At 39.3% G+C, this 14,985-nt stretch carries 13 protein-coding genes; 12 read left to right on the forward strand and 1 reads right to left on the reverse strand.

The window, feature by feature from the left end:
• Positions 1 to 99 precede the first annotated feature (99 nt).
• The 8 genes from HT717_RS07790 (at position 100) to gap (ending at position 10,627) form a co-directional block, all read left to right on the forward strand.
• Positions 100 to 1,773, forward strand: coding sequence for a transcription antiterminator (locus tag HT717_RS07790; RefSeq protein WP_173304910.1), 1,674 nt, complete (start codon positions 100 to 102; stop codon positions 1,771 to 1,773).
• Positions 1,774 to 1,884: 111 nt separating this feature from the next.
• On the forward strand, positions 1,885 to 2,976 hold the full coding sequence (ulaG, locus tag HT717_RS07795) for an L-ascorbate 6-phosphate lactonase (RefSeq protein WP_173304912.1): 1,092 nt from the start codon (positions 1,885 to 1,887) through the stop codon (positions 2,974 to 2,976).
• Positions 2,977 to 3,089: 113 nt separating this feature from the next.
• Positions 3,090 to 5,066, forward strand: coding sequence for a transketolase (gene tkt, locus HT717_RS07800; protein WP_173304914.1), 1,977 nt, complete (start codon positions 3,090 to 3,092; stop codon positions 5,064 to 5,066).
• Between the two features lie 128 nt (positions 5,067 to 5,194).
• A complete protein-coding gene (gene yajC / locus HT717_RS07805; protein ID WP_049540522.1) occupies positions 5,195 to 5,494 on the forward strand; it encodes a preprotein translocase subunit YajC in 300 nt (99 codons plus the stop codon).
• A 46-nt stretch (positions 5,495 to 5,540) separates the two neighbouring features.
• Positions 5,541 to 5,981 (forward strand): low molecular weight protein-tyrosine-phosphatase, encoded by a 441-nt coding sequence (locus tag HT717_RS07810; RefSeq protein ID WP_049540477.1) that lies wholly within the window; start codon positions 5,541 to 5,543, stop codon positions 5,979 to 5,981.
• Positions 5,968 to 6,378, forward strand: a complete 411-nt coding sequence (locus HT717_RS07815; protein ID WP_000429320.1) for an MORN repeat-containing protein — start codon at positions 5,968 to 5,970, stop codon at positions 6,376 to 6,378. The genes HT717_RS07810 and HT717_RS07815 overlap by 14 nt, the downstream gene beginning before the upstream one ends.
• 271 nt (positions 6,379 to 6,649) lie before the next feature.
• Entirely contained in the window at positions 6,650 to 9,301 is a 2,652-nt protein-coding gene (adhE, locus tag HT717_RS07820; protein WP_049540476.1) for a bifunctional acetaldehyde-CoA/alcohol dehydrogenase, read from the forward strand.
• A gap of 318 nt (positions 9,302 to 9,619) precedes the next feature.
• Positions 9,620 to 10,627 (forward strand): type I glyceraldehyde-3-phosphate dehydrogenase, encoded by a 1,008-nt coding sequence (gene gap / locus HT717_RS07825; protein ID WP_000260685.1) that lies wholly within the window; start codon positions 9,620 to 9,622, stop codon positions 10,625 to 10,627.
• A gap of 68 nt (positions 10,628 to 10,695) precedes the next feature.
• On the opposite strand, the gene HT717_RS07830 is transcribed toward gap, so the two are convergent.
• The gene (locus HT717_RS07830; protein ID WP_345890449.1) at positions 10,696 to 11,571 is read right to left on the reverse strand and encodes an RluA family pseudouridine synthase; all 876 of its coding nucleotides are present in this window, start codon (positions 11,569 to 11,571) and stop codon (positions 10,696 to 10,698) included.
• Between the two features lie 86 nt (positions 11,572 to 11,657).
• Here HT717_RS07830 and pbp2a point away from each other — a divergent pair, with 86 nt between their 5' ends.
• The 4 genes from pbp2a to nusG are packed head-to-tail and all read left to right on the forward strand — an operon-like array spanning position 11,658 to position 14,835.
• Positions 11,658 to 13,853 (forward strand): penicillin-binding protein PBP2A, encoded by a 2,196-nt coding sequence (gene pbp2a, locus HT717_RS07835; protein ID WP_173304916.1) that lies wholly within the window; start codon positions 11,658 to 11,660, stop codon positions 13,851 to 13,853.
• 52 nt (positions 13,854 to 13,905) lie between these two features.
• Positions 13,906 to 14,058 carry a 50S ribosomal protein L33 gene (rpmG, locus tag HT717_RS07840; RefSeq protein ID WP_001809375.1) on the forward strand — a complete coding sequence of 51 codons (153 nt, stop codon included), beginning with the start codon at positions 13,906 to 13,908 and terminating at the stop codon, positions 14,056 to 14,058.
• Between the two features lie 9 nt (positions 14,059 to 14,067).
• Positions 14,068 to 14,244: a preprotein translocase subunit SecE gene (gene secE, locus HT717_RS07845; protein ID WP_001210991.1), complete on the forward strand. Its 177-nt coding sequence runs from the start codon at positions 14,068 to 14,070 to the stop codon at positions 14,242 to 14,244.
• Positions 14,245 to 14,298: 54 nt separating this feature from the next.
• Positions 14,299 to 14,835: a transcription termination/antitermination protein NusG gene (nusG, locus tag HT717_RS07850; RefSeq protein WP_020901172.1), complete on the forward strand. Its 537-nt coding sequence runs from the start codon at positions 14,299 to 14,301 to the stop codon at positions 14,833 to 14,835.
• Positions 14,836 to 14,985: the final 150 nt, after the last annotated feature.

Here is a 14,985-nt window from a genome sequence, read left to right on the forward strand (position 1 = left end):
TTATTAAGAGACTACTGTTGATAATTGAAATGCGTTAGTGAATGTGATACTATTATAAAGTTGTTTTCAAGGCAGTTGATTGATAGAGGAGTATGAAATATGGTACTGGATAAGGCAAGTTGTGATTTGCTTCAATATTTGATGGATCAAGAAACGCCCAAAACGATTATGGCGATTTCGAAAGATTTGAAAGAGTCAAGAAGGAAAATTTATTATCACATTGACAAAATCAATGCTGCTCTTGGTGACGAGGCGCTTCACATCATTAGTATTCCACGAATTGGTATTCACTTAACGGAAGAGCAGAGAGATGCTTGTTGTGAACTATTATCGGAAGTAGATTCGTACGATTATATCATGAGTGCGCATGAACGTATGATGATAATGTTATTATGGATAGGTATTTCTAAAGAACGTATTACGATTGAAAAATTGATGGAGTTAACAGAGGTATCTAGGAATACTGTTCTCAATGATTTGAATAGTATTCGTTATCAACTAACTTTGGAACAATATCAGGTGACCTTGCAAGTGAGCAAGTCACAGGGATACCACCTTCATGCCCACCCTCTTAATAAAATTCAGTATCTTCAATCGCTTCTATATCATATTTTTATGGAAGAAAATGCCACTTTTGTATCTATTTTAGAAGATAAGATGAAAGAGAGGTTAGATGATGAGTGTTTGCTTTCTGTTGAAATGAACCAATTTTTTAAGGAACAGGTTCCTTTAGTTGAACAAGATTTAGGGAAGAAAATAAACCATCATGAAGTAACTTTTATGTTGCAGGTTCTACCTTATTTGCTGTTAAGCTGTCATAATGTTGAACAGTATCAAGAAAGACATCAGGATATAGAGAAAGAATTTTCTTTGATAAGAAAAAGAATAGAGTATCAGGTGTCTAAGAAATTAGGAGAACGGTTGTTTCAAAAGTTTGAAATTTCTTTGTCAGAACTTGAAGTTTCTCTTGTAGCTGTTCTTCTCCTCTCCTATCGTAAAGATTTGGATATTCATGCAGAAAGTGATGATTTTCGGCAATTAAAACTTGCTTTAGAAGAATTTATCTGGTATTTTGAATCACAAATCCGAATGGAGATTGAGAACAAGGATGATTTATTACGAAATTTGATGATCCACTGTAAAGCCTTGTTATTTAGAAAGACTTACGGTATTTTTTCTAAAAATCCTCTAACAAAACAAATTCGATCCAAGTATGGAGAATTATTTTTAGTCACTAGAAAATCTGCGGAAATTTTAGAAGGAGCATGGTTTATCCGGCTAACAGACGATGATATTGCCTATTTGACGATTCATATTGGAGGATTTTTAAAGTATACACCATCGTCTCAAAAAAATATGAAAAAAGTTTATCTCGTTTGTGATGAAGGTGTTGCGGTTTCGAGACTTTTGCTGAAACAATGCAAACTTTATTTTCCAAATGAGCAAATTGGCACTGTATTTACAACAGAACAATTTAAGAGTGTGGAAGATATTGCACAAGTTGATGTAGTGATTACTACTAATGATGATTTGGATAGCAGATTTCCAATTTTAAGAGTTAATCCTATCCTTGAAGCAGAAGATATTTTGAAAATGCTAGACTATCTTAAACACAATATATTTCGTAATGAGAGCAAAAGTTTCAGTGAAAATCTTTCCAGTCTTATTTCGTCTTATATTGTAGACAGCAAGTTGGCTAGTAAGTTCCAAGAAGAGGTTCAAACACTTATAAATCAAGAAATAGTAGTTCAAGCTTTTTTGGAAGATATTTGAAGGACAGTCCAATGATGAACACAAACCTGTGTTTTTCTTGGTCTTTTTTAGTATTTTGAAGGGTGGTATACTAATCTCAAAGATAACAATTATATCCAAAGGAGGCAACATATGCCAAACGTCAAAGAAATTACAAGAGAGTCATGGATTTTAGCTACTTTCCCAGAGTGGGGAACATGGTTGAACGAAGAAATCGAAGAAGAAGTCGTACCTGAAGGCAACTTTGCCATGTGGTGGCTAGGCAACTGTGGTACTTGGATTAAGACACCAGGTGGTGCTAACGTTGTCATGGACCTTTGGTCAAACCGTGGAAAATCAACCCAAAAAGTGAAAGATATGGTTCGTGGGCACCAAATGGCAAATATGGCAGGTGTTCGTAAGTTGCAACCAAACTTGCGTGTTCAGCCAATGGTTATCGATCCATTTGCTATCAACGAACTAGACTATTACTTAGTTTCACACTTCCATAGTGATCATATCGACCCATACACAGCTGCAGCAATTCTCAACAATCCTAAGTTAGAGCATGTTAAGTTTATCGGTCCTTACCACTGTGGACGAATCTGGGAAGGATGGGGTGTTCCAAAAGAACGTATCATCGTTGTTAAACCAGGTGACACTATCGAATTAAAAGATATGAAGATTCATGCAGTAGAATCATTTGACCGTACTTGCTTGGTAACTCTTCCAGTGAACGGTGCTGATGAGACAGGCGGTGAACTTGCTGGCTTAGCTGTTACAGATGAAGAAATGGCTCAAAAGGCTGTTAACTATATCTTTGAAACACCAGGTGGAACCATCTATCATGGTGCAGATTCTCACTTCTCAAACTATTTTGCAAAACATGGTAAAGACTTTAAAATTGATGTTGCTTTGAATAACTATGGTGAAAATCCGGTAGGTATCCAAGATAAAATGACATCTATCGACCTTCTTCGTATGGCAGAAAATCTGCGTACCAAAGTCATTATCCCAGTTCACTATGATATCTGGTCTAACTTCATGGCTTCTACTAATGAGATTCTAGAACTTTGGAAAATGAGAAAAGATCGCTTGCAATACGATTTCCATCCATTTATCTGGGAAGTCGGCGGTAAGTACACTTATCCTCAAGATCAACACTTAGTAGAATACCATCATCCACGTGGTTTTGATGATTGTTTTGAACAAGACTCTAACATTCAATTTAAAGCTTTGCTATAATATAAAAATATTCTTTGGAGGTTATCCGTATGTTGCATGATACGGATAATTTTCATATAATAGTAAAATAGAATGTGTGATTCAATAATCACCTCAAATAGAAAGGAAATTCTATGTCAAATCTATCTGTTAATGCAATTCGTTTCCTAGGTATTGACGCTATCAACAAAGCCAACTCAGGTCACCCAGGTGTGGTTATGGGAGCAGCTCCGATGGCTTACAGCCTCTTTACAAAACAACTTCGTATCAATCCAGCTCAACCAAACTGGATCAACCGCGACCGCTTTATTCTTTCAGCAGGTCATGGTTCAATGCTTCTTTATGCCCTTCTTCACCTTTCTGGTTTTGAAGATGTTAGCATGGATGAGATTAAGAGCTTCCGTCAGTGGGGTTCAAAAACACCAGGTCACCCAGAATTTGGTCATACAGCAGGGATTGATGCTACAACAGGTCCTCTAGGGCAAGGTATTTCAACTGCCACTGGTTTTGCCCAGGCAGAACGTTTCTTGGCAGCTAAGTATAACCGTGAAGGCTACAATATCTTTGACCACTATACTTACGTTATCTGTGGAGATGGAGACTTGATGGAAGGTGTCTCAAGCGAGGCAGCTTCATACGCAGGTTTGCAAAAACTAGACAAGTTGGTTGTTCTTTATGATTCAAATGACATCAACTTGGATGGTGAGACAAAGGATTCCTTTACAGAAAGCGTTCGTGACCGTTACAATGCCTATGGTTGGCATACTGCCTTGGTTGAAGATGGAACAGACTTGGAAGCAATCCATGCTGCTATCGAAACAGCAAAAGCTTCAGGCAAACCATCATTGATTGAAGTGAAGACTGTTATTGGATACGGTTCTCCAAACAAACAAGGAACCAATGCCGTACATGGTGCCCCTCTTGGAGCAGATGAGACTGCAGCAACTCGTCAAGCTCTCGGTTGGGACTATGAACCATTTGAAATCCCAGAACAAGTTTATGCTGATTTCAAAGAACATGTTGCAGACCGTGGTGCATCAGCTTATGAAGCTTGGACAAAATTAGTTGCTGACTATAAAGAAGCGCATCCAGAATTGGCTGCAGAAGTAGAAGCCATTATTGATGGATGTGATCCAGTTGAAGTGACTCCAGCAGACTTCCCAGCATTAGAAAATGGCTTCTCTCAAGCAACTCGTAATTCAAGCCAAGATGCTTTGAATGTTGTAGCTGCTAAGTTGCCAACTTTCTTGGGTGGATCAGCTGACCTAGCTCACTCAAACATGACTTATATCAAGACTGACGGACTTCAAGACGATGCTAATCGCTTGAACCGTAACATTCAGTTTGGTGTTCGTGAATTTGCAATGGGAACGATCTTGAACGGGATGGCCCTTCACGGTGGACTTCGTGTATACGGTGGAACTTTCTTCGTCTTCTCTGACTATGTGAAGGCAGCTGTCCGCTTGTCAGCTTTGCAAGGTCTTCCTGTGACTTATGTCTTTACCCACGATTCAATCGCGGTTGGGGAAGACGGTCCAACGCACGAACCAGTTGAGCATTTAGCAGGTCTTCGTGCTATGCCAAATCTAAATGTTTTCCGTCCAGCAGATGCGCGTGAAACGCAAGCAGCTTGGTACCTTGCAGTGACAAGTGAGAAAACACCAACTGCCCTTGTCTTGACCCGTCAAAACTTGACTGTCGAAGAGGGAACAGACTTTGACAAGGTTGCAAAAGGTGCCTATGTTGTCTATGAAAATGCAGCAGACTTTGATACCATCTTGATTGCAACAGGTTCAGAGGTCAATCTTGCTGTCTCAGCTGCTAAAGAATTGGCTAGTCAAGGCGCAAAAGTCCGCGTAGTCAGCATGCCATCTACAGATGTCTTTGATAAACAAGATGCAGCATACAAGGAAGAAATTCTTCCAAATGCAGTTCGCCGTCGTGTTGCAGTCGAAATGGGTGCAAGTCAAAACTGGTACAAATATGTTGGACTAGATGGTGCAGTTCTTGGTATTGATACCTTCGGAGCCTCTGCCCCAGCACCAAAAGTATTGGCAGAATATGGCTTTACTGTAGAAAATCTTGTAAAAGTCGTTCAAGACTTGAAATAATCCTAAGAATCAGAGCGCAAGCTCTGGTTTTTTCTTACTAGAAAAGCAAGGTACAATCTTGTAAAAGTAGCTGAAATTTGATATAGTAGTCCTATGTAAAAGACAAAGGAGAAAATACTATGGAAAATATTAGTCCAAATTTAACATTTGTGATTATGCTTGTAGCGATGTTGGGCTTGATGTTCTTTATGCAACGCTCTCAAAAGAAACAAGCACAAAAACGTATGGAAAGCTTAAATAAACTACAAAAAGGCTATGAAGTTATTACAATCGGTGGACTTTACGGAACAGTTGATGAAGTAGATACGGAGAAAAGAACGATTGTTCTTGATGTAGATGGAGTTTACTTGACTTTTGAACTAGCTGCTATTAAGACAGTATTACCGCTGAAAGAAACAGCTTCACTAGAAGGCGCAATTGAAAAATAAGACGGGATCACTAACTCCCGTTTTTCTATAGAAGAAAGGAAATGGGATGAAAAAACTAGTCTTTGTCTGTCTGGGAAATATTTGCCGCAGTCCTATGGCCGAGTTTGTTATGAAATCAATGACAGATAGTTACGAAATCCAAAGTCGAGCAACTTCCTCTTGGGAACATGGCAATCCGATTCATAAGGGTACTCAGGGAATTTTTCAACAGTATCAGATTCCTTATGACAAGAACAAGACATCGCTTCAGATTAGTAAGGAAGATTTTGAAGCCTTTGATTATATTATCGGAATGGACGATTCAAATGTTTCTGATTTACGTCAGATGTGTCCAATAGACTGTCAAGATAAGATTTACTCATTTGCATCTGAAAGTGTTCCGGATCCTTGGTATACAGGGGATTTTGAAGAAACTTATCAGCGTGTTCAAGAGGGCTGTCAAGTGTGGCTAGAACGCTTAGAGGAGAGTGAAGATGGAAAATCTTAAGAATTTCTATGGGAAATATCATGTCTATCTGAGTCGTTCTCATTTAGAGATTTTAGCAGCAGTAACGATTGTTTTTTGTGCGGTACTAGTCTTTTTTCTCAATATTCCCGGGAAAGGTGTCTTAAAACTCGATAATGAAACGATTGTTTATGATGGCAGTCTTGTCCGTGGTAAAATGAATGGACAAGGTACTATCACCTTTCAAAATGGAGACCAATATACGGGTGGTTTCAACAATGGAGCCTTCAACGGAAAAGGTACCTTTCAATCCAAAGAAGGTTGGACCTACGAAGGTGATTTTGTAAATGGTCAAGCTGAAGGAAAAGGAAAACTAACAACAGAACAAGAAGTCGTTTATGAAGGGACTTTTAAACAAGGCGTTTTTCAACAAAAATAAAGCCTCCTGACATGGAGGTTTTTTTACAAAAAACAAGAAAGCGCCTTCTATGTGTTTGTTAGGTTTGTGAAATAAAAAAATTTTTGTTGTTATTTCACAATCATCTAGTCAAAAGTTGATACTATAACGTATTTGAGAGTAATTTCACAATGTCGCAAAAATTCTTTGTGAAATGTTTATGAAACTGTTTACAAAACATAAAAAAAGAGTTATAATAAACTTGTGAAAAAATTAACAAAGGATAAAATCCTTAAAGGCTATGGAGGATAATATGGCTGATAAAAAAACAGTAACACCTGAGGAAAAACAACTTGCTGCTGAAAAGCATGTCGATGGTCTCGTGAAAAAAGCCTTGGTTGCGCTTGATGAGATGCGCAAGTTGAACCAAGAACAAGTTGACTATATTGTGGCAAAAGCTTCGGTTGCAGCACTTAACGCGCATGGTATACTTGCACAACATGCAGTTGAAGAAACTGGTCGTGGGGTATTTGAAGATAAGGCAACGAAAAATCTATTTGCCTGTGAACATGTAGTGAACAATATGCGTGGAGTTAAAACAGTTGGAGTTATCGAAGATGATCCAATTACAGGCTTGACGAAGATTGCTGAACCTGTTGGTGTAATCTGTGGTGTCACTCCAACAACCAACCCAACTTCAACAGCGATTTTCAAATCATTGGTTGCTTTGAAAACACGTAATCCAATCGTGTTTGCTTTCCATCCATCAGCTCAAGAATCATCAGCTCACGCAGCACAAATTGTTCGTGATGCCGCTATCGCAGCTGGAGCACCTGAAAACTGTGTTCAATGGATTACAGAGCCATCTATGGAAGCAACTGGAGCACTTATGAACCACGAAGGTGTTGCGACTATCCTTGCAACTGGTGGTAATGCCATGGTTAAAGCGGCATATTCATGTGGGAAACCAGCTCTTGGGGTAGGTGCCGGGAACGTTCCTGCCTATGTAGAAAAATCTGCTGACCTTCGTCAAGCTGCTCATGACATCGTGATGTCTAAATCATTTGATAATGGGATGGTCTGTGCATCAGAACAAGCGGTTATCATTGATAAAGAAGTGTATGATGAATTTGTAGAAGAATTCAAATCATACCACACTTACTTTGTAAACAAAAAAGAAAAAGCACTTCTTGAAGAATTCTGTTTTGGTGTGAAAGCAAACAGCAAAAACTGTGCTGGTGCTAAACTAAATGCAAACATTGTTGGTAAACCAGCAGCATGGATTGCAGAACAAGCGGGATTCAGCGTTCCAGAAGGAACAAACATCTTGGCGGCAGAATGTGAGGAAGTAGGGCCAAAAGAACCACTGACTCGTGAAAAATTGTCACCAGTAATCGCTGTATTGAAAGCTGAAGATACAGAAGATGGTCTTACAAAAGCTCGTCAAATGGTTGAGTTTAACGGACTTGGTCACTCAGCAGCTATCCATACAAAAGATGAAGCTCTTGCTAAACGCTTTGGTACAGAAATCAAAGCTATGCGTATTATCTGGAACTCTCCATCTACTTTCGGTGGTATCGGTGACGTTTACAATGCTTTCATCCCATCATTGACACTTGGATGTGGTTCATACGGACGCAACTCTGTTGGGGATAACGTGAGCGCTATTAACCTCCTAAACATCAAGAAAGTAGGGAAACGTAGAAATAATATGCAATGGTTTAAAGTTCCTTCAAAAATTTACTTCGAACGTAATTCTATCCAATACCTTCAAACATGTGAAGATATTGAACGCGTTATGATCGTTACGGACAAATCAATCGAAAAACTTGGTTTCGTTCAACGTATTATCGACCAATTGAACGCACGTAGCAACCGTGTAACTGTCCAAGTTTTCTCAGATGTTGAACCAGATCCAGATATCACAACTGTAGAACGTGGTACTGAAGTGATGAGAGCATTTGAACCAGATACAATTATCGCTCTTGGTGGTGGTTCTCCAATGGACGCAGCGAAAGTTATGTGGCTCTTCTACGAACAACCAGAAATCGACTTCCGTGACTTGGTTCAAAAATTCATGGATATCCGTAAACGCGCCTTCCGCTTCCCATCACTTGGTAAGAAAGCGAAGTACATCGGTATCCCAACAACTTCAGGTACTGGTTCAGAAGTAACACCATTTGCCGTTATCTCTGATAAGAAAAATAACCGCAAATATCCATTGGCTGACTACTCATTGACACCAACTATTGCCATTGTTGACCCTGCTTTGGTTGAATCAGTTCCAGATTTTATTACTGCTGACACAGGTATGGACGTCTTGACACACGCGACTGAAGCCTACACTTCAAACTTTGCTAACGACTATACAGACGGTATTGCGCTTCAATCAATCAAACTTGTCTTTGAATGGTTGGAAAAATCTGTTAAGACAGCTGACCCAGAAGCACGTGAGAAAATGCATAACGCTTCTACAATGGCAGGTATGGCCTTCGCCAATGCCTTCCTTGGTATGAGCCACTCAATGGCCCACAAGATCGGTGCAGTTCACCATACTGTTCACGGACGTACAAACGCTATCTTGCTTCCATACGTTATCCGTTACAACGGAACTCGTCCATCTAAGACTACTACATGGCCTAAATACAACTACTGGAAAGCTGATGAGAAATTCCAAGATATTGCTAGAATGCTTGGCTTGCCTCACTCAACTCCAGAAGAAGCAGTTGAAGCATACGCTAAAGCTGTTTACGAACTTGGTGTTGCAGTAGGTATCAAGATGAACTTCAAGGATCAAGGAATTGATGAAAAAGCTTGGAAAGACAGCTTGCATGAAATTGCCTTGTTTGCTTATGAAGATCAATGTTCACCTGCTAACCCACGCTTGCCAATGGTAGCTGACATGGAAGAAATCATGGAAGATGCTTACTATGGTTATGCAGAACGTCCAGGACGTCGTAAATAATCGTTTATCAGCCTAGAGGCAGGAATTTCCTGTCTCTTTTTTGTGAAATAGGGGTATCGAAAATAAATTTTAGCTTTCTATTTTAGATTTTTATCTCAAAAGAAAAGTGGGGAATGACTATGTAGATAAAGAAAGACAGCAGTATAGGCTTTTAGAGAAGAAAGAAAAATAAGTGAGGTGTAGACAAAAAACAACGCCCGTACTTGCAATTAAACTTAAATAGTTATATAATAGGTTTGTTGAAAGGTGATTTGTAGTGATTCAAGTTACTCTTTTCACAATAAAAATTTCATGATTTTCATAAGGAGGAAATCACTAATGGTAGTTAAAGTTGGTATTAACGGTTTCGGACGTATCGGTCGTCTTGCTTTCCGTCGTATCCAAAACGTAGAAGGTGTTGAAGTTACACGCATCAACGACCTTACAGATCCAGTTATGCTTGCACACTTGTTGAAATACGACACAACTCAAGGTCGTTTCGACGGTACTGTTGAAGTTAAAGAAGGTGGATTCGAAGTTAACGGTAAATTCGTTAAAGTTTCTGCTGAACGTGATCCAGAACAAATCGACTGGGCTACTGACGGTGTAGAAATCGTTCTTGAAGCTACTGGTTTCTTTGCTAAGAAAGAAGCAGCTGAAAAACACCTTAAAGGTGGAGCTAAAAAAGTTGTTATCACTGCTCCTGGTGGAAACGACGTTAAAACAGTTGTATTTAACACTAACCACGATGTTCTTGACGGTACTGAAACAGTTATCTCAGGTGCTTCATGTACTACAAACTGCTTGGCTCCAATGGCTAAAGCTCTTCAAGACAACTTTGGTGTTGTTGAAGGATTGATGACTACTATCCACGCTTACACTGGTGACCAAATGATCCTTGACGGACCACACCGTGGTGGTGACCTTCGCCGTGCTCGCGCTGGTGCTGCAAACATCGTTCCTAACTCAACTGGTGCTGCAAAAGCTATCGGTCTTGTAATCCCAGAATTGAACGGTAAACTTGACGGATCTGCACAACGCGTTCCAACTCCAACTGGATCAGTTACTGAATTGGTAGCAGTTCTTGAAAAGAACGTTACTGTTGATGAAGTGAACGCAGCTATGAAAGCAGCTTCAAACGAATCATACGGTTACACAGAAGATCCAATCGTATCTTCAGATATCGTAGGTATGTCTTACGGTTCATTGTTTGACGCAACTCAAACTAAAGTTCTTGACGTTGACGGTAAACAATTGGTTAAAGTTGTATCATGGTACGACAATGAAATGTCATACACTGCACAACTTGTTCGTACTCTTGAATACTTCGCAAAAATCGCTAAATAATTCTTGAGTCGATAAAAAGCAAGGCCTCTTGGTCTTGCTTTTCTTATGTGGAAAAATGGATGACGCAATCATCCATTTTTTTTTAATTCTTTTTCAAAAGTATCTGAAAGAGTAGTGAAGCTTAATTTCTCTAATGTAAGCGGATGGGTAAAGGACAGTCGAAAGGCATGAAGCATAAGTCGACTTGATTTTTCTTTGCTATTATAGAGAGGGTCGCCTAGGATAGGAAGATTGTGATGCGAAAGGTGCACACGAATCTGATGGGTTCGCCCTGTCTTTAGCTTGCAACGGACAAGAGCTGTTTTGTTTGGAAATTGCTTTAATCTGCTTACCTGTGTTTCAGCATATTGCCCATTTTTTGTATCAACTATTCGTTTTCTGCGATCATGGCGATCACGTCCGATTTTGTCTCTGAAAACAAGCTCTTTACTGTTGATATTTCCGCAAACAAGTGCCCAATATTCCCTAGAAATCTCTTTTTTCTCCAATAAGTGATTGAGAATAGGTAGGATAAAAGGATTTTTAGCAAAAAGAACTAAACCGCTAGTTTCCATGTCTAGACGATGAACGACATAACATGTCTGGCCAACGTAGGCACTGACATGGTTAAGAAGAGCAATTTCGTTTGGTTGGTTACCGTGTGTTTTCATCCCCTCAGGTTTGTGTACAATAATCAAGTGTTGGTCTTGATAAACTTCCTGAACTAAGTCTGGGTTGCCCCAAGGGATTGTCTTTTTGGGATAATCTTTCTCGTCAAATGTCAACTGGCAAACATCTCCAGGCTTCACCATCTCGTTCCAGTGAACTTCTTCTTGATTTATCAAAATATGTTTCTTGATTCTCAAAAAATGACGGATTTTTCTAGGGATGAGGAGTTGTTCCTCTAGTAATTGCTTGACCGTCATTTGAGGCAAAGAGGCGGGTAATGTAAATGTGAATTGCATACAGATATTGTAACAAAAAAAGTCCTATTTGGATAGGAAATTACTAAATTCTTGTCTTCCTATGATGAAGATGATAAAATAAACGCATGAAATTAGATAAATTATTTGAGAAATTTCTTTCTCTTTTTAAAAAAGAAACAAGTGAACTAGAGGATTCTGATTCGACTAGCTTGCGTCGCTCTCGTAGTGATCGAAAAAAATTAGCCCAAGTGGGTCCAATGCGAAAATTCTGGCGTCGCTATCATCTGACAAAGATTATTCTTATACTAGGTTTGAGTGCAGGCTTGCTAGTCGGAACCTATTTGTTTGCTGTAGCCAAGTCAACCAATGTTAACGATTTGCAAAATGCCTTGAAAACTCGGACTATCATTTTTGACCGTGAAGAAAAAGAGGCTGGTGCCTTGTCTGGTCAAAAGGGAACCTACGTTGAGCTGACTGACATCAGTAAAAATTTGCAGAATGCCGTTATTGCGACAGAAGACCGTTCTTTCTATAAAAATGACGGGATTAACTATGGCCGTTTCTTCTTGGCTATTGTCACTGCTGGACGTTCAGGTGGTGGTTCTACTATTACCCAACAGCTGGCTAAAAACGCCTATTTGTCACAGGATCAAACTGTTGAGAGAAAAGCAAAAGAATTTTTCTTGGCTTTAGAATTGACTAAAAAATATAGCAAAGATCAGATCCTAACCATGTACCTTAATAACGCCTATTTTGGAAATGGTGTGTGGGGTGTAGAAGATGCGAGTAAGAAATACTTTGGAGTTTCTGCATCTGAAGTGAGTCTGGATCAAGCTGCTACTCTGGCAGGCATGCTCAAAGGGCCGGAGCTGTATAATCCTTTGAATTCTGTAGAGGATTCTACCAACCGTCGCGATACTGTTTTGCAAAATATGGTTGCAGCGGGTTATATTGATAAAAATCAAGAAACCGAGGCTGCAGGAATTAATATGACTTCGCAATTGCAAGATAAGTATGAAGGAAAAATTTCAGATTACCGTTACCCCTCTTATTTTGATGCGGTGGTTAATGAAGCCGTTTCTAAGTATAATCTAACAGAGGAAGAAATCGTAAATAATGGCTACCGTATTTACACAGAGCTGGATCAAAACTACCAAGCAAATATGCAGGTTGTCTATGAAAACACCTCACTATTTCCGAGGGCAGAAGATGGAACATTCGTCCAATCAGGAAGTGTAGCTCTCGAACCGAAAACAGGGGGAGTTCGTGGGGTTGTCGGTCAGGTTGCTGACAATGATAAAACTGGATTCCGTAATTTCAACTATGCAACCCAATCAAAACGTAGCCCTGGCTCTACAATTAAGCCTTTAGTTGTTTATACGCCAGCAGTTGAGGCAGGTTGGGCTTTGAACAAGCAGTTGGATAACCATACGATGCAGTATAACAGCTATAAGGTTGATAACTATGCAGGGATTAAAACGAGTCGAGAAGTTCCTATGTATCAAGCCTTGGCAGAATCACTTAATCTGCCTGCTGTTGCCACTGTTAATGATTTGGGCGTTGACAAGGCTTTTGAGGCAGGAGAAAAATTTGGACTCAACATGGATAAGGTAGACCGTGTTCTTGGTGTTGCTTTGGGAAGTGGTGTTGAAACCAACCCTCTGCAAATGGCTCAAGCATATGCTGCCTTTGCCAATGAAGGTTTAATGCCTGAAGCTCACTTTATTAGTAGAATTGAAAATGCTAGTGGACAGGTTATTGCAAGCCATAAAAATTCACAAAAACGGGTGATTGATAAGTCTGTAGCTGATAAGATGACCAGTATGATGTTGGGGACATTCACAAATGGAACAGGTATAAGTTCATCTCCTGCAGACTATGTTATGGCAGGGAAAACTGGGACAACTGAAGCTGTTTTTAATCCTGAATACACAAGTGACCAGTGGGTAATTGGCTATACTCCGGATGTAGTGATTAGTCACTGGCTTGGTTTTCCGACCACTGATGAAAATCACTATCTAGCAGGATCTACTTCAAATGGTGCAGCTCATGTCTTTAGAAACATTGCAAATACCATTTTACCCTATACCCCAGGCAGTACCTTTACAGTTGAAAATGCATATAAGAAAAACGGAATTGCACCAGCTAATACAAAAAGACAAGTACAAACCAATGATAATAGCCAGACAGATGATAATTTGTCTGATATTCGAGGTCGTGCACAAAATCTAGTAGATGAGGCTAGTCGGGCTATCTCGGATGCGAAGATTAAGGAAAAGGCTCAAACAATATGGGATTCGGTAGTCAATCTATTTCGCTAAGATGCTTGTCAAAGCCTAGCTTTCTTGTTATAATAGATAAGATGGAGGCGTTATGGCATTAAAAAAAGCAAGCCTAGCTTGTGCGGTTTGTGGTTCGAGAAACTATTCAATCAAGATCAGCGGAAACCCCAAGCCTACACGACTAGAAGTAAATAAATTTTGTAAGCATTGTGGCAAGTACACTACACACAGAGAAACGAGATAGGAGAGAGCGATGCGTTTTATTGGAGATATTTTTAGACTTCTTAAAGACACAACATGGCCAACTCGCAAGGAAAGCTGGAGAGATTTTCGTTCTATCATGGAATACACTGCTTTCTTTGTAGTAATTATTTACATTTTTGACCAGTTGATTGTTTCAGGTTTGATTCGATTTATTAACATTTTTTAGAAGGTTAGTGGAGTTATTTACTCTAGAGATCTTCTATTTATGAAAGGAAATATCATGGATAGTTTTGATAAAGGGTGGTTTGTTTTACAAACTTATTCTGGTTATGAAAATAAGGTAAAAGAAAATCTATTACAACGTGCACAAACCTACAATATGTTGGATAATATTCTACGCGTTGAAATTCCAACACAAACAGTGCAAGTTGAAAAAAATGGAAAGAGAAAAGAAATAGAAGAAAATCGCTTTCCAGGTTATGTTCTTGTAGAAATGGTCATGACAGATGAAGCTTGGTTTGTCGTTCGAAACACACCAAATGTAACAGGATTTGTCGGATCACACGGGAACAGATCGAAACCAACTCCATTATTGGAACAAGAAATTCGTGACATTTTGGTATCTATGGGACAAACTGTTCAAGAATTTGATTTCGATGTTGAGGTTGGTCAAACCGTACGTATTATTGATGGTGCTTTTGCAGACTATACTGGTAAAATTACAGAGATTGATAACAATAAAGTGAAGATGATTATCTCTATGTTTGGTAATGACACAGTAGCAGAAGTAAACTTAAACCAAATTGCAGAATTATAACCCTAAGAGAGGCAGGACCTCTCTTTTTTGTGCAGTTGAGGCAGTAAAGGGTGTAGAATGGATGAAATGAACCCAATTAGCTTCTTGATTTGTTAGACTGTAAACAGAAAGGGGAATAGAATGCTTAAAAAATTGTATGAAGAAGTCCAG

Source organism: Streptococcus sp. 959 (assembly GCF_013277075.1).
In the GTDB taxonomy this organism is placed as follows: Bacteria; Bacillota; Bacilli; order Lactobacillales; family Streptococcaceae; genus Streptococcus; species Streptococcus pseudopneumoniae_C.